The organism is Pseudomonas sp. MF09150 (assembly GCF_059862355.1).
On the sequence record NZ_JCBCUS010000001.1, the window covers coordinates 1,102,224 to 1,122,345 of the forward strand.

Sequence of the window (20,122 nt, forward strand, 5' to 3'; positions counted from 1 at the left end):
AAAAAGTTTCAGGCCGGCACCACCGTCACCCAATAACGGGTCCGGTGCTCGATACGCACCGGCAGCGCCAGGGCCACCAACGCCAGTGCGGCATCGGTGTCGTCCAGTTGAAAACTGCCGGTCACGCGCAAGGCCGCGACCTCGGCACGGCAACGCAAAATGCCTGGGCGGTAGCGCGACAGCTCCGCCAGCAACTGGTCCAGACGCATGCGCTCGGCCGGCAAGATGCCCCGCAGCCAGGCCTGGGCCAGGACCGTATCGACGGGGCTTGGCGTAGCGACGCCCCGGCCGTCGACCCGGGTTTGCCAACCGGCGTGCAGCGGCACCGGGGCCGAGTGATGGCGCGCACTGACCTGCACCAACCCGCGCAGCACCCTGACCTGGGTGCCCTGTCGATCCTGGCGCAACAGCAGATGGGCGCCATGGCTGTAGAGCACCGCGTCCTCGCTCAGCAGTTGCAGCGAAGCCGACGCAGCCGGCATATCCAGGGCCATTTCGCCCTCGACCAACTGCACCCTGCGCTGCGTTGCGCTCAACTCCAGGTTCACCGCACTGGCAGTGTTCAACCACAGCGCGCCACCGTCTGCCAGCGCCCAGCGTCGCCGCTCGCCGATACGGGTGCGGCAGGTCGCCAGCGCCGACCGCACCAGGGTCGACTCCGCCCCCTGCCAGCCAACCCCGCCCAGCAGCCCCAGGGCCAACAGGCACTTGAGCACTTGCCGCCGGCGCTGCGGATCGGCCCCGGCCGCCTCCAGCGCTCGGCGCGCCGTGGCATCGCCCAGCAGATTCGCCCCCGGCTGCAACAGCAGCGGCAAACTGCTGACCCGCTGCCAGGCGTATTCATGTTCGGCACTCGCCTGTCGCCACTGCTCCAGTGCCTGTTGATCGGCGGTGCCCATCAGTCCGGACTGCATGCGCACCATCCAATCGATGGCGCAATCGCGCACCCGGGGATCAACCACCGCCTCACTCATTCGAAACGGCTCGCATAACAGACACTGAACGCCTTGCCCATGGCCCGCTGCACCTGCGCGACGGTCAGGCTCAACTGCGCGGCGATCTGCGGGTAGGTCAAACCGTCGAGCTGGGACAAAAAGAAAATCTGTCGCACCCGCATCGACAACCCCACCAGCAACGAATCGAGCTGCAACAGGGTCTCGATCATCAAATGCCGCTCTTCCGGCGACGGCTCGTACGCCTCTGGCCGTGCCGCCAACGCCTCCAGATACGCCTTCTCGATGGCCTGGCGTCGCCAGCGATTGATCAGCAAGCCATTGGCAATGGTCGCCAGGAAGGCCATGGGCTGGCGCAATTCACGCACATCCTCCTGGGAGCGCAACACGCGGATAAAGGTGTCGTGAGCCAAATCCTCGGCATCGGCACTGTGCCCCAACCGCCGATGCAACCACCCCCGCAGCCAGCCGTGATGGTTCACATACAACTGGGCGACGGGGGAGAAAAGGCTGTTGTCGTGCATGGGAGATTCGCATTAATGATAATGCTTCTCATTTTATGGTTTGCGGGTGGGGATTGTATAGAGCGCTGAAACAAAGCCCTGCCCGCCGTTGAAAAGGTGCCGCTCACTGCCGTCACCCTCGGCTCGGAGCTCAAGGCTCGCGGGGGCTGATGATGGGCGGGAAATGCCGCCACCATTGCCTGCCTCACGCTTAGTCATTTTCGTGACCACGTCGAACCGGCAATGATCCGATCCACTCATCATCAACACGGCAATCCCGGCTGATCTAACTGTCGCCCCGCAGCGCCCCTCTGAAACCGTCAATAGCCAAACAGCGACTTGTTCTCCAGGTACTCGTCAAACCCCAACTCCCCCCACTCACGCCCGTTACCCGACTGCTTATAGCCGCCAAACGGCGCGGCCTGGTCGGCGCGGGCGCCATTGAGATGGACCATGCCGGTGCGCAATTGCCGCGCAACCCCGCGGCTGCGTTCGAGGCTGGTCGAGGTGACGTAGCCTGACAAGCCATAAGGGCTGTCGTTGGCGATGGCTATTGCCTCGGCTTCACTGTCGTACGGCATGATCGCCAGGACCGGGCCGAAGATTTCTTCCCGGGCCACCAGCATGTCCGGGGTGACGTCGGCAAATACCGTCGGTTGCACGTAGTAGCCACGCTCCACCCCTTGTGGTCGTCCCAGCCCTCCGGCGATCAAGCGCGAACCCTCGGCGATGGCCTGGGCGATCATGGCCTGTACCCGTTCGAATTGCAGGGCATTGGCCACGGGACCGATGGCGGAAGTCGGGTGACTGTCGTCGAAGCACACCTGGGCCAGCACTTCCCGGACGATATCAATCACCGCCGGTTGCTGCGCGCGCGGTACCAGCAGGCGTGTTGGCGCATTGCACGACTGGCCGCTGTTGCGGATACAGGCCTGTACCCCGTGGCGCACCGCGCTAGGCAGGTAGGCGTCGTCGAGCAGGATATTCGCCGATTTGCCGCCCAGTTCCTGGGACACACGCTTCACTGTATCGGCCGCCGCCTTGGCCACGGCGATGCCGGCGCGGGTCGAGCCGGTAAACGACACCATATCCACCTCGGCATGGCTGGCCAGCGCAGCGCCAACCCCCGGCCCATTGCCGTGGACCAGGTTGAACACCCCCTTCGGCACCCCGGCCTCATGCAGGATTTGCGCGACGATATGCGCTGACAACGGCGCACACTCACTGGGCTTGAGTACGACGGTGCAGCCCACTGCCAGGGCGGGTGCGAGCTTGCAGGTGAGTTGATTGAGGGGCCAGTTCCAGGGGGTGATCAGGGCGCACACGCCGATAGGCTCACGCACCACCAGGGTCTGGCCCAGGCGCCGTTCGAAGCGGTACTCGCGCAGCACTTCCAACGCCTGCGCCAGATGGCCCAGGCCTGCCGGGACATGAGCGCTTCGGGCCAGGGACAGCGGCGCGCCCATCTCCAGATGAACCGCCTCGATCAACGCCTCGCTGTGGCGTTTGTAGGCTTCGATGATGCGCTGCAGCAAGTCGATACGTGCCTCGAGCGAACTCGCGGCGAACGCCGGAAAAGCCCGCCGGGCCGCTCCGAGCGCACGGTCTACATCGTGCGCGTCGCCCAGGATGATGCGCGCAACCCTTTGCTCGGTGGACGGATTGATCACCGTCTCGACAGTTTCGCCGTGGGGTTTGACCCAGGCGCCGTCAATGTAGAACTCAAACAAATCGGACATACCCTCGACTCCCTTCAGGCCACCTGATTCAAGGCAGCCGCCAAGGTGTCGAACACCTGGGCGATCTCCTGCTGGCTGATCACCAACGGCGGTGAAATCACGATGGTGTCGCCCGAACCGCGCACCAGCACGCCGTGCTCAAAGCACCACTGCGCAACGTCACTGCCACGCGCGCCGGCGGCACCGGGGCGCGGTTCGAGTTCGACGGCGCACAGCAAACCGATGGTGCGTACGTCCAGCACCGGCCCCACACCCCGCAGCGCCAGCGCGGCCGACTGCCAGAGCCCGCTGACCGCGTTGACGTGTTGATTGATGCCCAGTTCGCGGTGCACCTCGATGGTCGCCAACCCGGCCGCACACGCCAGCGGATGCGCCGAATAGGTGTAGCCGTGCATCAGCTCGATGACATTCGCCGGCCCGGCCATGAACGCTTCGTATACCGCACCGCTGACCAGCACGCCGCCCATGGGCACGGCGCCGTTGGTCAGGCCTTTGGCGGTGGTGATCAGGTCTGGCGTTACGCCCAATGCCTGGGCGGCGAAGCTTTCGCCGACGCGGCCAAAACCGGTGATCACTTCGTCGAAAATCAGCAGCACGCCGTGCCGGCTGCAGATCTCGCGCAAGCGTTGCAGATAGCCCTGGGGCGGCGGGTACACCCCGCCGGAGCCGGTCACCGGCTCGACGATCACGGCGGCCACAGTGCTCGGATCCTGAATGTCCAACAGTTGGGTCAGCGCGTCGGCGTAATGGACGCCCTGCTGCGGTTGCCCCGCGCTGAAACGCATACTCGCGTCGTAAGGCAGCGGCAGGTGTGACACCTCGCCCAGCAACGGACCGAAGTCACGCTTCTGCCGGCCGATACCCGACACCGACAGCCCGCCGAAACCCATGCCGTGATAGCCCTTGGCACGCCCGATAAACTTGGTACGGCGGCTGTCGCCGCGGGCCTGGTGATAGGCCCGGGCAATCTTCAACGCGGTATCGACAGCCTCGGAACCTGAGTTGGTAAAAAACACCTGTTGCATGCCGGCCGGGCTGATGTCGATCAGGCGCTCGGCCATCTCCAGGGCGTGGGGGTGGCTCATCTTGAATGAAGAAACAAAGTCCAGGCGCCCCGCCGCCTCGCGAATGGCCTCGACGATTTTCGGCTGACCATGTCCGGCATTGACGCACCAGAGCCCGGCCATTGCATCGAGTACACGACGCCCATCGGTGGTGGTGTAGTACATGCCGTCAGCACTGGCGAACATCATCGGTTGCTGTTGGAACTGGCGCATCGGGGTAAACGGTGCCCAGAACGCGCCACACTCGGCACCTGTCGGGTTGGAAATATCGTTCATAGCGACTCCTGCAAAGCGGTTCTTGGATGGCCGGTCAGCGTCGGGCGCTGCAACGGGCCTGCGTTAACGTTGACGCTGCGGTCCACGTACAACATGCCGCGCTCGATACGGCAGCTGACACGGTCACAAAACGCCATCTCGACAAACTGCCAGGTCATGCTCAATGCCCCGTCGTCGGTCCAGCGCGCCTGCGCCACCACCGGGGTGAGCTCGGGCTGGTATTGGTGATGCAAATAATGGCCGGTCATGCTGGTCCGGCTTTCGATGCCGTCGGCCAGGCCGGCGCGAATGCAGTGGGTGCCACGGGGGTCGGTGAGGTAGAAGTCGCAATGTTCAGTACCCAGCACCAAGCGTATTTCGCTGACGTGATCGTCGTTGGCCTCCATCACAAATGTGCCGTTGAACTCGGCATGACGCGGCGAAGTCGACGCCCCTGAAAGGGACGGCCGCCGCTGGCTTGCCAACAACGCCGCCAATTCGGCATCCGCCGCGCCGTCGGCGGGCACGCCCAGCGCTGGCAACAGATGTTCCCAGAGCAGGCTGTGCAAGCGCCGCTCGCCCAAGGGCAGCCCGGCGGTAAACGCAATCACCGCGTTATGGCGTGGCAAGACGATGCACTGCTGGCCAAATACCCCGGAGGCGTAGTAGCCACCGTGCAGGGTCATCCACCACTGGTAGCCGTAGCCTTCACGGCGCGTGACGCCTGCATCGCTCGAGTCGCGACCCTGGTAGCGCTTGCCGTCGAAGGCCCCCATCCATACATCATCGACATGTCCACGGGTGGCTTCGGCCACCCACTCCCGGGACAGTAACTGCTGCCCTTCCCAGTGGCCTTGTTGCAAGTGCAGAACACCGAACTTGAGCAAATCCTCGGTGCTGCAACTCAAGCCATTGCCGCCCGTGTTGAAGCCGCCAGGTGCCAGGTCCCATTCGATGGTCCCCATGGCCATGGGTTGGAAAATACGTGCGTTGCACAACTCAAAGGCCGTCTGGCCGCTGACCACGCTGACAATCGCCGAGAGCATGAAACTCGAGGCACTGCTGTAGATAAACTGCTGCCCAGGCGGGTCTTCAACCGGTTCATCGAGGAACAGCTTGACCCAGCTTTCACTGCGCCCACGCCAGGCCCCGCCGGAAATGCCCTGGCGATGGCCGGTGCGCATGGTCAGCAAATCGCGCACGGTCATGGCTGCCAGATTGGCGCTGATCGGTGACGGGCAATCTGCGGCAAAAAAATCCACCACCTTGGCCTCCAGCGACAGCACGCCGTCATCCACCAACAGCCCGATGGCCATGGATACCCAGCTCTTGGTGACCGAATGCTGAACATGCAAGCGTTCGGCGCGATACGGCGCCCAAAACGCTTCGGCCACCACCGCACCGTCGCGGTACAGCATGAAACTGTGCAGCTCCAGGCCCGCAGCGTTCACCGCCTCAATGAAATCACTCACGCCACGCGCCGATACGCGCTGGTGGCTGGGCAGTGCCCGCCGCAACGGCAAACTCGTCATCTGATCTATCCCCTCATTTCCACTGCCTTGGCGGGCAACAGGCTGACCCGGTTGCCCGCCGTTACTGCTACCAGAGCGCCACGGTGTAACCCAGGATCACTCGGTTCTCGTTGGTGTCACGGGTGAAGTTGCTGGTGGCGCTGGCGTTCTGCCAACGCACAGACACATCCTTGAACGTGCCGCTTTGCACCACGTAGCCGAGGCTGAAATCGCGCTCCCACTCGCGCCCTTCGCCCTTGAAGCCGATGACCTTGGCGTTGTCGCCCTTGGCGTAACGCGTCGAGAACAGCAGGCCCGGCAGGCCCAGCGAGGCAAAGTCATAGTCATAGCGGGCATGCCACACGCGCTCGCCGGTCTGGGAGAAGTTGGCCAGTTGGTACTCGGTGAACAGGTAGGTGTTAGTGCCGTCCACGTAGGTGAACGGCGTCGAGCCGTACTGTGCCTGGTAACCGCCGCTGAGGTTGTGGCCATAGAGGCTGTAGCCGATACGGGTACTCAACGCACGGTTATCCACCTTGCCGGCCAGGGCCGCAGCGTCTTCACTGGCGTTGAAGTAACGGATGTCGGTCTTGAACGTACCGGGGCCCCACTTGAAGCTGTTTTTCAAACCCAGGTAGTGCTGTTGGTAGAGGCTTTCCAGTTGCGCGTACTGATAGGTCACAAGCGTGGTTGGCGTGAGCTTGTACTCGCCGCCGGCGTAGCGGAACTCATCACTTTTGGCGCTGCTTTTGTAGGCGCCGTACTGGCTGGTCAGGCCCATGTCCTCGTAGTGGGTCGAGTCGCGCTGCTTGACCTGGTCGAGTTGGCCCACGGTCAGGGTCAGCTTGTCGATGTCCTTGGAGGTGAGCGCGGTGCCACTGAAACTCTGGGGGAACAGACGGCTGAGGTTGGGTTGCAGGGTCGGCAGGTCCGGCACCATGTAGCCCACTCGCAGCTCGCTTTGGGCCAGGCGCGCCTTACCGGTAATGCCGAGTTTGGAGTAATTGTCATGGGCACGGCGTGCATAGCTGGGAGAGCCCGGCTCGGCCATGCTGGAGCGCGCCAGCAGCCCGGTGCCGGAGTTATCCGGGCTCGAGTCGAGTTTCACGCCCAGCATGCCCACCGCGTCCAGGCCAAACCCCAGCGTACCTTCGGTAAAGCCCGATTCGAGGTTGAGAATAAACCCCTGCGCCCACTCGGCGCGCTTGTTCTGCCCGCTGGACTCGCGGTAGTCGCGGTTGAAGTAATAGTTCTTCAATTCAAGCGAGGCCTTGCTGTCGGCGACAAAGTCGGCCTGGGCAAACAAGGGCATGAAACCGACGCCCATGACGCTGGCACTGGTGACAACTTTGTTGATGCGGTTATTCATGTGGAGGTTCCTGGCAGACAGGTTGAGTGGGGTTGTTTTTGTTTTCTTCGGCCATGGCTTCGCCCGCTTCGCCAATCACCGATTGACGAAGGTTTGGGTTTCAAAACATGGCCTGGGGTGCAGCAGTACCTAAATCACACCGGCGCGGAGGCGGTAACTGCCATCCGCACGTTTCTCCAAGGGGCTGGCCGCTGCGAGCAGCCGCCGGGTATAGGGATGTTGCGGGCTGTCGAAAAGGGTGTCGCGCGGCCCCATCTCAACCACTTCGCCCTGGTTCATCACCGCCACGCGATGAGCGATGCGCTCCACGGCCGACAGGTCGTGGGAGATGAACAGGCAGGCGAACCCGTACTGGCGTTGCAAGCGCTCGAACAACTCAAGAATCTGTTTTTGAATGGTCATGTCCAGTGCCGAAATCGGCTCGTCGGCAATCACCAGCTTGGGTCGCCTGACCAGCGCCCGGCCAATCGCCACGCGCTGGCGCTGGCCACCGGAGAGTTGATGGGCAAAGCGCTCACGGAACTGCTCGGGCAGGCCGACGTCGACCAGGGTCTCGGTGACCCGCTGGCGTTTTTGCGCGGCCGTCAGCCCCGGCTCATGGCGCAGCGGCTCGGCAATGATCTGGCCGACGGTCATGCGCGGATCCAGGGACGAATACGGGTCCTGGAATATCATCTGGCATTGCAGGCGGTGTGCCCGGTTGGCGGCCTTGAGGATATCCACGCCCTGGAACAGGATGGCCCCGGCGCAGGGCGTGACCAACCCGACCACTGCCCGCCCAAGGGTGGTTTTGCCCGAACCGCTGCCACCGACCAGGGCCAAGGTCTCGCCCGGTGCGATGCTCAGGTTCACCGAATGCACCACGCGCTTGGGCACGCTGCGGCCCCAGAAACTGCGCGGCCCCGGGTGTTCGATGCACACATCCCGGACCTGCAACAACGCGTGGTCGGCGGCCGGCAATGGCACCAGCTCGCCGCGCCGTGGCAGCGCTTCAAGCAACTGCCGGGTGTAGTCGGCCTTCGGCGCGAACAGGATGTCTTCGATACGGCCCTGCTCCACCGCCTTGCCCGCACGCATCACCACCACCTTGTGGGCATAACGCGCCACCAGGGACAAGTCGTGGCTGATGAACAAAATCGCCGTGCCTTGCTCGCGCGTCAGCTCCAGCATCAACTCGATCACGTCCAGTTGTGCCAGGCAATCGAGCGCCGTGGTGGGCTCGTCGGCGATCAGCAGCGCCGGACGCAGCAACATCACCGAGGCCAGCATGATGCGTTGGCGCATGCCGCCGGAGAACTGATGCGGGTAGGACCCCAGGCATTTCTCGGCATCCTTGATCCCGATGCGTTGCAGCATGGCGCGGCAGCGCTCGCGGATCGTCGCCGCATCCAGCGTGGTATGCAGTTTGAGCGCCTCGCTCATCTGCCGGCCAATCGTCAGCGCGGGGTTGAGCGAGACCATTGGCTCCTGGAACACCATGCCGATCCGCGCACCGCGCACTTCACGCATCGCCTTGGCATTGCCGCTGTCCAGCGGTTCGCCCTGGAACATGATGCGCCCACCACACACCTGCATCGGCGCCGGCAGCAAGCCAATGGCAGCGCGTGCGGCCATGGTCTTGCCGCTGCCCGATTCGCCGACCAGCGCGACGATCTCGCCAGGGGCCATGGTGAAGCTGAAATCATCGACGGCCAGCGGACCGTCCGCACCGACGCGAATCTGTAGATTTTCAACGGCCAGTAATGGCACTGGAACGCTCATGCTCATTTCCTCATGCGCGGGTCGAGACGATCACGCAAGGCATCGCCGAACAGATTGATAGCCAGCAATGTCAGGCTGATAAAAATGCCCGGGAAGATCCCCAGCCACGGTGCCGTCGAGATGTAGGTGCGGCTCGCCGAGAGCATGCTGCCCCAGGTCGCGGCCGGCGGCGGTACGCCCAGGCCAAGGAAGCTCAGCGCACTCTCCGAGAGCAACGCCCAGCCGAACATGCTGGTGCCCAGCACGCACAGCGGCGCCAGGCAGTTGGGGGTGATATGGCGGAACATGGTGTACAGCTCGGAGTTGCCGATCACCCGAGACGCCTCGATGAACTCCAGCTCACGCAACGACAACACACTGCCCCGCACTACCCGCACCACTGACGGGGTATAGGCAATGCCCAGGGCGAGCACGATGCCGTACTGGCTGGCACCAACGATTGCCATGATGCCCAGGGCCATGAGAATGCCCGGAAACGCCAGCAGGGCATCGTTGAGCATCATCAGCACGCGGTCGGTCCAGCCGCGCAGGTAGCCGGCAAGCATACCGATTACCGTGCCGCAGATAACCGCCACGCTCACCGAGAGCAGGCTGATCCACAGGCTGGTGCGTGCACCAATGATCAATCGGCTGAACACGTCACGGCCGAATTCGTCGGTGCCCAGCCAGTGCACAGCATTGGGCGCGTGCAGGCGCGACAACAGGTCCAGCTTGAGCGGGTCAAAAGGTGTCCACACCACGCCGAGCAATGCCAGCAATACCAGTGCCGCGAGCAGGCTGCCGCCGATCAACGCATTCAACGGCGGGTAACGCCAGGCACGTCGCGGCTGGGCATCCAGCCCTGTGGGCAAGGCAGGAGTCTTGAGGTTCATAGCTTCACCCTTGGATCGAACAGCGGATACAACAGATCCACCAACAGGTTGACCAACACGTAGATGCAGGTGACCAGCAGCAGGCAACCCTGCAGCACCGGGTAGTCACGGGAGAAGATCGAATCGACCATCAGGCGGCCAATACCGGGCAAGGTGAACACGGTTTCCAGTACCGCAATGCCGCCGAGCAAATTGCCGAGAATCAGGCCAATCAAGGTCCAGGTCGGCGCAAACGCGTTGCGCAGAGCGTGTTTCCACAGCACCGCTCCCTCCGACAACCCCTTGGCCCGCGCATGGGCGATGTACTCCAGGCGCAGCACTTCGATGGTGCTGGCCCGCGCCATCCGCGCAATCGCGCCGAACTCCACCAGGGTCAGGGTGATGATCGGCAGCACCACATAGGTCAGCGCTTTCATCGGGTCGCTGGCAAAGCCGACGTAACCGATCACCGGCAACCAGCCGAGCTGAATGCCAAACACATAGAGCAACAACAAGCCCAACCAGAAACTCGGCACCGACAGCAGCAAGGTCGCCGTAGCCACCAGGCCCAAATCCAGCGCGCTGTTTTGCTTCCAGGCCGCGAGCAAACCCACCGGCACCGCGAGCAGGGTCGCCAGTAACACCGCGACGAGCACCACTGTGGCGCTGACGCTGAAGCGCTCGATCAGCAACTCCACTACCGGCTGGCGGCTGCTGATGGACATGCCGAGATCGCCACTGAGTACCGATTTGATCCAGATCAGGTACTGGGTCACCACCGAGTGGTCCAACCCCAGGCTGCTGCGCATGTCGGCGAGGCTTTGCGGGTCGGCCATGTCACCCAGCATCAGCAACGCCGGGTCGCCGGGGATCAGGCGAATCAAGGCAAATACAATCACCGAGATCAACAGCAGGGTCGGCACCGCCATGCCGAGCCTGTGCAATATGAATCGAAACATAGCGGTACGCCTTACTTGGAAGTGTCGGCCAGCTTCACGCCCCACAGGCGCGGTTTGGCAACGGGCCAGGAGCGATAACCTTCAACGCGCTTGCCCATGGCGCCGATGGCGGTGCCGTTGTAAATGACCACCATCGGTACATCCTTGAGCATCAAGGTGTGCAGCTTGTCGAACAGCGGCTGGCGCTTGGCGGGGTCAACCTCACGCTGGGCCTCGCGCAATATCGCCAAGGCTTCGGGGTTGTCCCAGACCTTGCGCGGTTCCTTCTGCTTGTCGCCAATCACTGATTCGTAGCTCTGCGCCGCATCGAAACGCCCCGAGTAGGAGAACGACATCATCTGGTAGCTGCCGGTCTGGTAGCGCTCCAGCTGCGTGCCCCACTCCAGGGTTTCCATCTCGATATTCAGCCCCGCTGCCTGAGTCATGGCCTGGCTGAGCAAACCCATGTCGAACATCTGCGGGTAGCGTTTGTTGACCAGCATGCGGATTTTTTCGCCGCCGTAACCGGCCTCTTTCAACAGGCGCCGCGCCTCATCGAGATTGTAGGTGTAGCCCTGGTGCGCGGTGTCGTCGTAGTACGGGCTGGCGGTGGGGATGACCGAGTTGTTGACCACCGACAAGCCATCGGACAAGGCCGCCACCATCTGCGCGTAATCCAGGGACAACGCCACCGCGCGACGAATGCGCACGTCCTTGAGCAACGGGTCACGGGTCTGAAACAGCAGGCCGCTGATGGTCATGATCGGGCTGACCTGGATCTGCAGATTCTTGACCTGCTTGAGTTGCGCGGCGTCCATCGCCGTCACGTCCGGCAACAGGTCGACGCCACCCGAGAGCAGTGCGGCCTTGGCCGAGGCCGAATCGGGGATCACCTCGAAACGCACCTTGTCGACAAACGCCTGCTTGTTGCCGGTGTACCCGTCCGCCTCGGCCTCGGCACGCGGCGTGTATTCCTTGAAGCGATCCAGTTCGACGTACTGGCCCTTCTGCCATTTGCCCAGGGTGAACGGCCCGGTGCCAATCGGCGCACGCCAACTGCCATCGGCGGCCAGCGAGTCCGGGTGCAGGATGCCGCTGCCGGCGCAATCCGGGCGAGCCATCGCGGCGAGAAACAAGCCGTTGGCCTGGTCCAGGGTGAACACCACGGTTTTCGGGTCAGGGGTGGCGACATCGACAATCTTGGCAGCACCACGCCCGTCGAACTCCGCCAGGCAACGCCATTGGGTCTTGGGGTCCAGGTAGCGCTGCCAGGTCCATTGCACATCCTTGGCCGTCAACAGCTGGCCATTCTGGAAGTGCACGCCGTCTCGCAGGCTGAAGGTGTAGCGCAGGCCATCTGGCGATATCGCGACGGCACTGGCCAGCATCGGCGCGATGCTGGTGTCTTCGCGATACGCCACCAACCCTTCGACGATATGCATCATCACCGCATCGGTATTGTCGTCACGGTTGACGCCCGGGTCGGTGCTGCGGATATCACCATTGAGACCCACGCTGATGACCTTGTCTTGCGCGACGGCCATGGAAAAGGTGCACGCCGACATCGCGACGGCCAGGGCCGTCTTTACGTAACTATTCACGGGAGAAAGACTCCTTGAAGAAATTTTCCGGTCAGTGGCGAGGGCCAAGGCAGGACCGGCATCAGAATGAGTGAATCCTTGGTTATTGTTATACGGCCTGTTCTGAGTGCATCTACCAACGGTGTATCAGCCAAGGCTGCGCTTGCGGCGCAACACCTTGGCGAAGAAGTCCTGGGCAGCCGGCATGGCCTTGATGCCCTGATGGGCGACGTTGGGCAGCAGGTCGAAGTGCACGTGCACGCCGGCGGCTTCGAAACTCGCCTTCAAGCTGGCCAGGCGCTCCGGGCGCGTGCGTCCGGCCGCGTTGGCACCGGCCATGTAGTGCTTGCCCCCTTCGCGGTGGGTGATTTCCCAGGTTTCGAGGTCTGAGTCGCCGACCACCATGTGCACCGGCAGTTGCTGCAAGGCTTGCAGGTTCAACGGTTTGCCAAAGCGCGTCGCGAAGTCCCGCACGCCGACCCACCAATCCTGCTCGGCGTCCAGCAAGGTCACCGAGCCCGGCGCACCGATGGACGCCGCCCAGAGTTTCTCCGGGTGCAGGTAGCAGAACCGGTGGGTGAATTGCCCGCCGCCGGAATAGCCGAACAGCGCAAAGGTATCGAAGCGCCGCCCGTAGCGCTTGCCGACGCTGGCGATCATGTCGAGCAACACCTGGTCGTAACGGATATCGCCCTCGACCAGTTGCTTGTAGCCATCGCCATTGCTGTCACCCAGCACGCCGACCGGGAACAGCGGCGACAGGATCACACAATCGTTCCAGCGGCCAAACTCCGCGAAGCCATTGCGATAAATCTCCATCGCACGAGTCGAGCCGTGCAGCGACACCACCAGGTCCACTGGCCGGGAGCTGTCTTCGATGGTTTCAGGCACATAGAGGGTGTAGGCAAAACGGCTGTCCTCGTGGTGCGAGTACACCGTGGTAGCGCCGAGGTGATACACGTTTTTGGCCGCACGCAAGGCCGCGTCGATGGGGTTGGTGTCTGGATGGGTATCTGGATTGCTCATGGAAAGTTCGCCGAGTCAGTTCGGACTTGAGTATTGGCCGGGCGCTACAAAAAGAAAAACTAATTAAACTTTAGCCAGAGCAAACAAAACCTTTACGATCAGGCCCTACCCCTGGCTGCGAGTTGACCCATGAGCAACATTCGCTTTTTCAAGACGTTTATCGCCGTCGCCGAGTACGGCAGCTTTGCCGCCGCTGCCGACCGCGTGGCACTGACCAACGCCGCCGTCGGCCAACAAATGCGCGCACTCGAAGAAGAAATGCGCCGCCCGCTGTTCGACCGCAGTCAGCGGCAGATCAAGCTGAGCCGCGACGGCGTGTTATTGCTGCCCAAGGCCAAGCGCCTGCTGGCGGACTACGAACAAATGATCGCCGAAGCCCCCGATGGCGAGGCCATGGAGGGCGAAGTGTCGATCGGCGGCATCACCTCTGGCATGGGCCTGCTCGCCAATTGCCTGGTGCAACTGAAAAAACTGCACCCCCGGATCTCGGTCAACCTGATGACCGCCCGTTCCGACGAAGTGGTCAACCTGGTGCAGGCCGCCAAACTCGACGCCGCGCTGCTGATCGAGACTGCGCGGCAAAACTTCAGTGGTTTGAGCTGGACCCTGCTCTACAACGAACCCATCGTCATGCTCGCCAATGCCACGCAGACCGCCGGCATCAACGACGCGGTGGAGTTGCTGAGAACCCAGCCGTTTATTCGCTACGACAGATCCACGGCAGTGGGGCGCAAGGTGCAGTCGATCATCAAGAGTGAATCGGTCGAACCGCTGGAGATTCTGGAGCTGAACTCGATCATCGGAATCGCCGACCTGGTGCGCCAGCAAGTCGGGGTGGCGATTGTGCCGCTGCTGAAAAATTTCGACTGGCACAAAGACCCAAGCCTGCGGGTGCTGCCATTGCCGGGCGACCTGGCAGTACGCCGGGTGGGGATATTGGAACAAGGCACCAAAAGTGCGATTACCGGGGAAATTCGCAAGTTGCTGATGTCGGCGGTGTCCCAGTAATCCTTCCCTTGGTGTGGTCATGAGTGCTGCCATCGGGAACGGCCGTGAACTGCGCCCCTGCCCCTCTGGAAGAACGTCCCGCACTTGCGAAGCAAGCACCTTTCGCCCCTGAACAGACATTCGTCAACGCCCGTTCAGGGTTAAAAGCCGCCTGTTCCGCTATTGCAGCGGAACGTACACGTCCGTTTGCCATTGATCCTGCGGTGTTTCGGGGTAGGCGCTCAGGTAGTGGAAGAACAGCGGATGATCACGCAGTTCCTCGCCACTGGCCGGGAGCCAATCGCGGTAAATCGGATAGATCGTTTCGCCGATGTGATCCGGCGACCCGGTGTGTCGCACCACGACGCAGCGACCGGCCGGAATGACCATTTCGTGCACGCCGAACTCATTCGGCGCCACGGCCTCGTGAATCTCGCCGCAGATTGCGAAGCGGAATGCGTGGGCAGGTGTCGTATCGGGGTTGTTGTAGGGAATGCCAAAGGTGCGACTCGATGCCACCGGCGACTGGCCGCTCTGCATACGCCATTTGATGAACCTGCCCACGCTCTCATTGACCAGCCCGGCGGGTCCGCAGTGCTCAAGCGCTGCGACTGTGACTTCAGGGAAATCTACGATTCTTACTTGCATGATGATCGTCCTAGAAAAGTGAGGGATGGCGAAGACCGCACTCCAGACCTGCCAGTTCGGTTCCTTCCTGAACGCGCTGGGTGTCATACCGAACGCCCTTCTGAACGCCCGGCAAAATGCCTCGGGACTTTCAAAGCCGGCACCAAGCGCGGCCTCCAGTACCGAGTGATCCGCAGCGGCGGCCAGGCGATGTGCCGCGCGCCTTAGTCGCATCAGTTGCACATAACGTGAGACAGGCACGCCAACAAACGCGGTGAATTGCCGATGGAAGTGAAACGCCGAAAAGTTCGCCACCTGGCTCAACGCCTTCACCGACAGGTCACCTTCAAGATTGGCGTCAATGTAGGCGAGTACGGCGTTGAAGCGTGTTGTGTAAGCGAAATGGATCGGCACGTCTGACACTGGAAAAGCTCCTGGAAGTTCGGTCGCCAATAGAGTCGTCTATCGCCGCATCAACACGCCTAGCCGCGTTTGCTCAAGCTACGTTTGGGGTTGGGCCGCGATGCCTGTGTCTGGCCGGCGGGTCGCTGAAGCACGCCGCACCTCATTCCACTGTCTGCAACCATTTGAGCAGATCCATTTCCAGGCTGCCCTGCTTGAGCGCTGCGGGAGAGAACAGGCAATAGCGCGAGCCATCCTCGACAAATCCCAGCGGTGCGGCCAAGACACCGCTCTGAACATCATCGCGCACCAGATGCCACGGACCGATGGCAACCCCCAGGCCCGCGACCGCCGCCTGGATGCTGAAATAGAAGTGCTCGAAAGACTGCCTCTGCGCCACGCAAAGGCTGAGTCCACTTGCACCGGCCCACTCCTGCCAGGCGTCAGGCCTGCTGGCGGTCTGCAGCAATGGCGCCGTGGGGCTCAGGCTCTTTCTGGCTTTGCCAAACCATTGGCCGACCTTCTCGGGCCGACATACAGGGCCAACCTTTTCAGTGAACAGTGTCTCGGCATGGTAGGTGGGCGGCCGAGGAAAATCGTCGCGGCGAATGGCCAGGTCTATGCCCTGGTCAAACGAAAAACAACCACCTCCGGCTACCAGGTGGATGTCCTGCCCTTGATGTCTTTGTTGGAAGTCGCTCCATCGAGGGATCAACCAGCGCATCAACAACGTTGGCTCGCACGACAGGACAAGCACCCGCGTACGCCGGGCTTCGGTGCGTATCTCGCGAACTGCCTGGCTCATTATCCCGAGCCCCTCACTCACTGCGTTCGCCAGGCGCTTTCCCGCGTGCGTCAAATAGACCCTGCGGCTGCGGCGCTCGAACAGATCAACGCCCAGGTCCTCTTCAAGCACACGTACGGCACGGCTGATGGCGCCGGGCGTCAGGTGCAGTTCGCGGGCGGCGCGGGCAAAGCTCTCGAAGCGTCCGGCTGACTCGAAGCAACGCAATGCCAGCAAAGAAGGCATTCGCGTCTCACCGATTCGTGAGCTTGAGTCATCATTTTCATCAGAAATCATCGTTAGCGCCCAGGAATATGATCTGTAAACATTGCTTTCCATCATAACAACGCAAGGGCTCAGCATGAGCGAATGGATAGCAGTGATCACCATTACCCTACTCGCCTGCATCAGCCCGGGGCCAGACTTCGCCATGGTTTCCCGCAACGGATTGCTGCTGTCTCGCCGGGCTGGCTTGCTGACCGCAGTGGGAATTGGCGCGGGGGTTCTGGTCCACATTTGCTACACACTGCTCGGGCTGGGGTGGGTCCTGCAGCAGACGCCCTGGCTGTTCAATGCGCTCAAGCTCGCGGGTGCTGCTTACCTGGTCTACCTGGGAATCAAGATGATCCGTTCCGGGCCGGCGAGCGAACAGCCAAACGTACCGCCACCGGCAATCTCGGATCTGGCCGCCCTGCGTACGGGGTTTCTCACCAACGCGTTGAACCCCAAAACATCGATCTTCATCGTCAGCCTGTTCATGGGCGTAGTACGACCGGATACCGCGATGACGGTGCAAGTGGCATACGGCCTGTTCATCGCGAGTGCGCACATAGCCTGGTTCAGCCTGGTCGCGCTGTGCTTCTCAAGCGGAAAAATGCGCGAGACCTTGATGGCATCACGGCAATGGATTGACCGAGGGTTTGGCGGCCTGCTTGTGAGCTTCGGCATATTCCTGACCATCACTCAGCGTTCCGCTTGAGTGGCCTCGGCCCTTGAGCAGAGACAACGCCCTGTTGCCCAACTAACGGCACTCTGTCGTGAGCATGAATGTACTCATCACTGCAAAACCGCCGCCTGCTACACTCCCGCCCCCGAACCCACTTGATGATGACCACGGGTTCTGGTCGCCCATTGAAAGGACTCTCTTATGAACAAGGTGCTATTCAGCCTTCTCGCCTCAACACTGGCCATGTCGCTCAACACTGCCCATGCCGCTTCCGTTGCCGAAGTCTTTACCGGCGACATGTTGGGCACCAATCAGCGTTACTTTGAATCGGTAGCCGGCATTCCCCGGGAGTCCAACGGCAACGATCACCATTTCAAAGTCCAGGGTTGTGACATCACCGCCACGGTCGAAGGCGGCAAAGTCAGCAAGCTGCGCCTGGAACTGACGCCAAAATGCCAGGCTGACTTGACCCAGTTCGTCGGCACCTACGCTCCCGCTCCAGGCAACCCCCTCACCGTCGGTGCATTTACCGCCTCGTCCGGTGGTGGCCTGAGCTTCTCCGCCGACTGCCTGAGCATGTGCGGCAATGCCGCAGATCCTTCGGTCTACGCCCACTGGGAAGGCCCCCATGCCGTCGGATTCAGAGAAGTCCTGCTGGAGGTGGTCCTGGTATCGGATGCAGCGCTTGACGCCTCCGGCCAGTGGGAGTCTCACATGCGCAAGGCCGAAGGCGATGACTACGTGATGGAAACGCGCTTCAACTGCGACCAGAAATACGCCTCCATCGCGCAGAAGGCCTTTGAAAATGTGCCGGTCACTGCCGTCACCATCGGCTCGGAGCTCAAAGCGCCCGGGTGCTGATGATCAGCGGAACATATCGGGCCCTCGCCGGAGGTGGACAGCACCCGGCGGGGCTTTCCGGGTTGGTGTGGATCAAGCCGTAACGCATTTTATCTGCCCTGACTAAACCACCTATTCAAACGTTACATCTACAAAGGACGGCGGGCACCCAACGGGTGTGCCCGGCAATCAGCCTCGCTCCAATCACAAGAGCGAGCTCACGCCGAGCCCCCCTTAGCCGCCCTGAAAAATCTCGACCGTGGATGCACCTCAGTCATCCACACCCCCTATTCCTCCCCCACCCAATACCAAACGCCACCGCTCTGCGGCATCACCTCCCCCGACTCAAAATACTCGCGCGTCTCAGTCTCCAGCGGCGCAAACCAATACCCCGTCCGACTACAGGCCTGGCCCGCCGGCAAAGGCGCCACCCGCCCCGTATCAGCTGGCCGAACATCCCTGGCGTAGGCCACCAGGTCCCGGGGATAGACCATCGACTCAATCGCGCCGTCATCGATCCCATACAGAAACGCCACCGCCGCCGCCTCCAGCGCCCAGTACCCGCAGTAGCTGCCCTCATCCCCTTGCAGGTGGCTGTCGTGCCAGGGCGCCTGCTCGAACGCCGGGTACCAGGCGTCGCAGTATTGCTGCAACAGCGTGGCGGCCTGGGTCGGGTCTTCTTCATAAATGGCCTGGACCAGCGGGGTGTAGAGGTCGTGGTACCAACGATCGACGTCATAGCGCTCAGGCAGCAGCTTGCACAGCAAGTCTTCGTAGAGGGTGTCGTCGCCGGCGTAACCGGCGGGGTCGATCAGGGCGACAAAGCGCTGCAGCAGGTCGGTGCGGTGCAGCAGGATGCACAGGCTGAAGACCTGGACGCACTCTTCGTACTGGTCGAGCCAGTCGTCGATGGTCAGCGGGGTGATGTTGGGGATGCCCTGGTAAATCGCCAATTGCCGCTGCAGCCCTTCGTAGCTGTCGACCAAGGTTTCCAGCAAGGGGATCAAGGATTCGATGGCATCACCCGCGGTGTAGCGGATGAGGATTTCCTTGAAGATCAGCTTTTGGAAATAGCGGGCCCTGACGGACTTTTCCTGGGCCTCGGAGTCGGCCTGGAAGGTGTTTTCTTCAAAGAAGCACACGCTCTTGCGGTAGTTGATAAAGAAGTTGTCGAAGCGTGCTGCGCTCAAGAATGTTTGTCTTTTTTCCGTGATCACCGGTCTTCCCTGCTAAACGTGGCTGCGATTGGCCGGCGGCACGCTATCAAAGCATCAGTCACGCTGTCCACGGGTCACGCACCAGGCGACAGGGACATGGCCTGGTTGACAGGCCCCTGCGCGCCGCCCTTTCATACTCCCCGTTCGCGCTGGTAGCGACTTTCCAGCGCCAGGCCAGATAAGGATCAATCCATGGCAGTGCAAAAAAAGGGCAAGTACTGGTACGGCACCAGCGCCCACGACACCGAGGCCGAGGTGCTCAGGTACAGCACGCGCAACCGCTACCCGGCCACTGGCTTCCGGCATGCGGCGTGCCCCTGCGGCAGCCAGGCATTCCGCCTTGCCAGCGATGAAAACGCCGGTGCCGCCCGCCGCACTTGCACCCAGTGCGGTGCCGAACACTGGATGGGCGACAGCGAGCTCTATGCCAGCGAGGCCGAGTTGGAAAGCCACGAGTGCATCTGCGACGGCGATGCGTTCCATCTGCTGTCAGCCGTGGCGCTCTACCCGCAAAGCAATGATGTGCGCTGGTACTACATCGGCTGCTACTGCCCGAACTGCCACTTGGTGGGTGTGTTCGCCGACTGGAAATGCGAGGCCGGCGAGGCACAGGCCTTTTTGGCCAATACCTGACCCAGGCGCTGGCGGCCAGCGCGTGTATCGACACAGCAATGGACCTTCTGCCGCCAACCCCGATCAGCGAACGATCCCAGCCCCGGAATCTGCCAAAGACCGCTTTACTGCACCGCGTGCCGCCAGGTAAAAAGGC

General features: G+C 62.1%; 18 protein-coding genes. 4 read left to right on the forward strand and 14 right to left on the reverse strand.

From position 1 onward, the window contains the following. Positions 1-8: 8 nt before the first annotated feature. From AC19YX_RS04580 to AC19YX_RS04630, 11 genes are all read right to left on the reverse strand, one after another. The gene (locus AC19YX_RS04580) at positions 9-974 is read right to left on the reverse strand and encodes a DUF4880 domain-containing protein (protein ID WP_500605761.1); all 966 of its coding nucleotides are present in this window, start codon (positions 972-974) and stop codon (positions 9-11) included. Then, on the reverse strand, positions 971-1,477 hold the full coding sequence (locus AC19YX_RS04585) for a sigma-70 family RNA polymerase sigma factor (RefSeq protein WP_020298211.1): 507 nt from the start codon (positions 1,475-1,477) through the stop codon (positions 971-973). The genes AC19YX_RS04580 and AC19YX_RS04585 overlap by 4 nt, the downstream gene beginning before the upstream one ends. A 299-nt stretch (positions 1,478-1,776) precedes the next feature. After that, complete coding sequence (locus AC19YX_RS04590; protein WP_500605762.1) at positions 1,777-3,195, reverse strand: aldehyde dehydrogenase family protein; 1,419 nt, start codon at positions 3,193-3,195, stop codon at positions 1,777-1,779. Positions 3,196-3,209: 14 nt separating this feature from the next. Continuing rightward, entirely contained in the window at positions 3,210-4,535 is a 1,326-nt protein-coding gene (gene aptA / locus AC19YX_RS04595) for an omega-aminotransferase AptA (RefSeq protein ID WP_201130487.1), read from the reverse strand. Further along, entirely contained in the window at positions 4,532-6,046 is a 1,515-nt protein-coding gene (locus tag AC19YX_RS04600; protein WP_500605763.1) for a serine hydrolase domain-containing protein, read from the reverse strand. Before AC19YX_RS04600 ends, aptA begins: the two co-directional genes overlap by 4 nt. 67 nt (positions 6,047-6,113) lie before the next feature. Further along, on the reverse strand, positions 6,114-7,394 hold the full coding sequence (locus tag AC19YX_RS04605) for an OprD family porin (RefSeq protein ID WP_500605764.1): 1,281 nt from the start codon (positions 7,392-7,394) through the stop codon (positions 6,114-6,116). Between the two features lie 129 nt (positions 7,395-7,523). Beyond that, complete coding sequence (locus AC19YX_RS04610) at positions 7,524-9,155, reverse strand: ABC transporter ATP-binding protein (RefSeq protein ID WP_078472625.1); 1,632 nt, start codon at positions 9,153-9,155, stop codon at positions 7,524-7,526. A gap of 2 nt (positions 9,156-9,157) precedes the next feature. Beyond that, entirely contained in the window at positions 9,158-10,027 is an 870-nt protein-coding gene (locus AC19YX_RS04615; RefSeq protein WP_201130484.1) for an ABC transporter permease, read from the reverse strand. Further along, positions 10,024-10,965 carry an ABC transporter permease gene (locus AC19YX_RS04620; protein ID WP_078472627.1) on the reverse strand — a complete coding sequence of 314 codons (942 nt, stop codon included), beginning with the start codon at positions 10,963-10,965 and terminating at the stop codon, positions 10,024-10,026. The genes AC19YX_RS04615 and AC19YX_RS04620 overlap by 4 nt, the downstream gene beginning before the upstream one ends. Before the next feature lie 11 nt (positions 10,966-10,976). After that, the gene (locus tag AC19YX_RS04625) at positions 10,977-12,545 is read right to left on the reverse strand and encodes an ABC transporter substrate-binding protein (protein ID WP_078472628.1); all 1,569 of its coding nucleotides are present in this window, start codon (positions 12,543-12,545) and stop codon (positions 10,977-10,979) included. Positions 12,546-12,671: 126 nt separating this feature from the next. Further along, positions 12,672-13,550 carry an alpha/beta hydrolase family protein gene (locus AC19YX_RS04630; RefSeq protein ID WP_020298222.1) on the reverse strand — a complete coding sequence of 293 codons (879 nt, stop codon included), beginning with the start codon at positions 13,548-13,550 and terminating at the stop codon, positions 12,672-12,674. A gap of 129 nt (positions 13,551-13,679) precedes the next feature. On the opposite strand from AC19YX_RS04630, the gene AC19YX_RS04635 reads away from it, so the two are divergent. Continuing rightward, complete coding sequence (locus AC19YX_RS04635; protein WP_020298223.1) at positions 13,680-14,558, forward strand: LysR family transcriptional regulator; 879 nt, start codon at positions 13,680-13,682, stop codon at positions 14,556-14,558. A gap of 159 nt (positions 14,559-14,717) precedes the next feature. On the opposite strand, the gene AC19YX_RS04640 is transcribed toward AC19YX_RS04635, so the two are convergent. Together AC19YX_RS04640 and AC19YX_RS04645 are read right to left on the reverse strand one after the other, a co-directional pair. Continuing rightward, positions 14,718-15,587: an AraC family transcriptional regulator gene (locus AC19YX_RS04640; protein WP_500605765.1), complete on the reverse strand. Its 870-nt coding sequence runs from the start codon at positions 15,585-15,587 to the stop codon at positions 14,718-14,720. Between the two features lie 142 nt (positions 15,588-15,729). Continuing rightward, positions 15,730-16,647, reverse strand: a complete 918-nt coding sequence (locus AC19YX_RS04645; RefSeq protein WP_078472631.1) for a LysR family transcriptional regulator — start codon at positions 16,645-16,647, stop codon at positions 15,730-15,732. A 64-nt stretch (positions 16,648-16,711) separates the two neighbouring features. On the opposite strand from AC19YX_RS04645, the gene AC19YX_RS04650 reads away from it, so the two are divergent. Together AC19YX_RS04650 and AC19YX_RS04655 are read left to right on the forward strand one after the other, a co-directional pair. Beyond that, positions 16,712-17,329 (forward strand): LysE family translocator, encoded by a 618-nt coding sequence (locus AC19YX_RS04650; protein WP_500605766.1) that lies wholly within the window; start codon positions 16,712-16,714, stop codon positions 17,327-17,329. 168 nt (positions 17,330-17,497) lie between these two features. Further along, on the forward strand, positions 17,498-18,157 hold the full coding sequence (locus tag AC19YX_RS04655) for a hypothetical protein (protein WP_078472632.1): 660 nt from the start codon (positions 17,498-17,500) through the stop codon (positions 18,155-18,157). A 266-nt stretch (positions 18,158-18,423) separates the two neighbouring features. On the opposite strand, the gene AC19YX_RS04660 is transcribed toward AC19YX_RS04655, so the two are convergent. Beyond that, positions 18,424-19,353, reverse strand: coding sequence for a PoNe immunity protein domain-containing protein (locus tag AC19YX_RS04660; protein WP_500605767.1), 930 nt, complete (start codon positions 19,351-19,353; stop codon positions 18,424-18,426). A gap of 192 nt (positions 19,354-19,545) precedes the next feature. On the opposite strand from AC19YX_RS04660, the gene AC19YX_RS04665 reads away from it, so the two are divergent. Then, positions 19,546-19,986 (forward strand): hypothetical protein, encoded by a 441-nt coding sequence (locus tag AC19YX_RS04665; protein WP_500605768.1) that lies wholly within the window; start codon positions 19,546-19,548, stop codon positions 19,984-19,986. Positions 19,987-20,122: the final 136 nt, after the last annotated feature.

Coding starts and splice junctions, on each gene's coding strand:
- AC19YX_RS04580 (WP_500605761.1), bottom strand. CDS start 974: ATGAGTGAGGCGGTGGTTGATCCCCGGGTGCGCGATTGCGCCATCGAT.
- AC19YX_RS04585 (WP_020298211.1), bottom strand. CDS start 1,477: ATGCACGACAACAGCCTTTTCTCCCCCGTCGCCCAGTTGTATGTGAAC.
- AC19YX_RS04590 (WP_500605762.1), bottom strand. CDS start 3,195: ATGTCCGATTTGTTTGAGTTCTACATTGACGGCGCCTGGGTCAAACCC.
- aptA (WP_201130487.1), bottom strand. CDS start 4,535: ATGAACGATATTTCCAACCCGACAGGTGCCGAGTGTGGCGCGTTCTGG.
- AC19YX_RS04600 (WP_500605763.1), bottom strand. CDS start 6,046: ATGACGAGTTTGCCGTTGCGGCGGGCACTGCCCAGCCACCAGCGCGTA.
- AC19YX_RS04605 (WP_500605764.1), bottom strand. CDS start 7,394: ATGAATAACCGCATCAACAAAGTTGTCACCAGTGCCAGCGTCATGGGC.
- AC19YX_RS04610 (WP_078472625.1), bottom strand. CDS start 9,155: ATGAGCGTTCCAGTGCCATTACTGGCCGTTGAAAATCTACAGATTCGC.
- AC19YX_RS04615 (WP_201130484.1), bottom strand. CDS start 10,027: ATGAACCTCAAGACTCCTGCCTTGCCCACAGGGCTGGATGCCCAGCCG.
- AC19YX_RS04620 (WP_078472627.1), bottom strand. CDS start 10,965: ATGTTTCGATTCATATTGCACAGGCTCGGCATGGCGGTGCCGACCCTG.
- AC19YX_RS04630 (WP_020298222.1), bottom strand. CDS start 13,550: ATGAGCAATCCAGATACCCATCCAGACACCAACCCCATCGACGCGGCC.
- AC19YX_RS04635 (WP_020298223.1), top strand. CDS start 13,680: ATGAGCAACATTCGCTTTTTCAAGACGTTTATCGCCGTCGCCGAGTAC.
- AC19YX_RS04645 (WP_078472631.1), bottom strand. CDS start 16,647: ATGATTTCTGATGAAAATGATGACTCAAGCTCACGAATCGGTGAGACG.
- AC19YX_RS04650 (WP_500605766.1), top strand. CDS start 16,712: ATGAGCGAATGGATAGCAGTGATCACCATTACCCTACTCGCCTGCATC.
- AC19YX_RS04655 (WP_078472632.1), top strand. CDS start 17,498: ATGAACAAGGTGCTATTCAGCCTTCTCGCCTCAACACTGGCCATGTCG.
- AC19YX_RS04665 (WP_500605768.1), top strand. CDS start 19,546: ATGGCAGTGCAAAAAAAGGGCAAGTACTGGTACGGCACCAGCGCCCAC.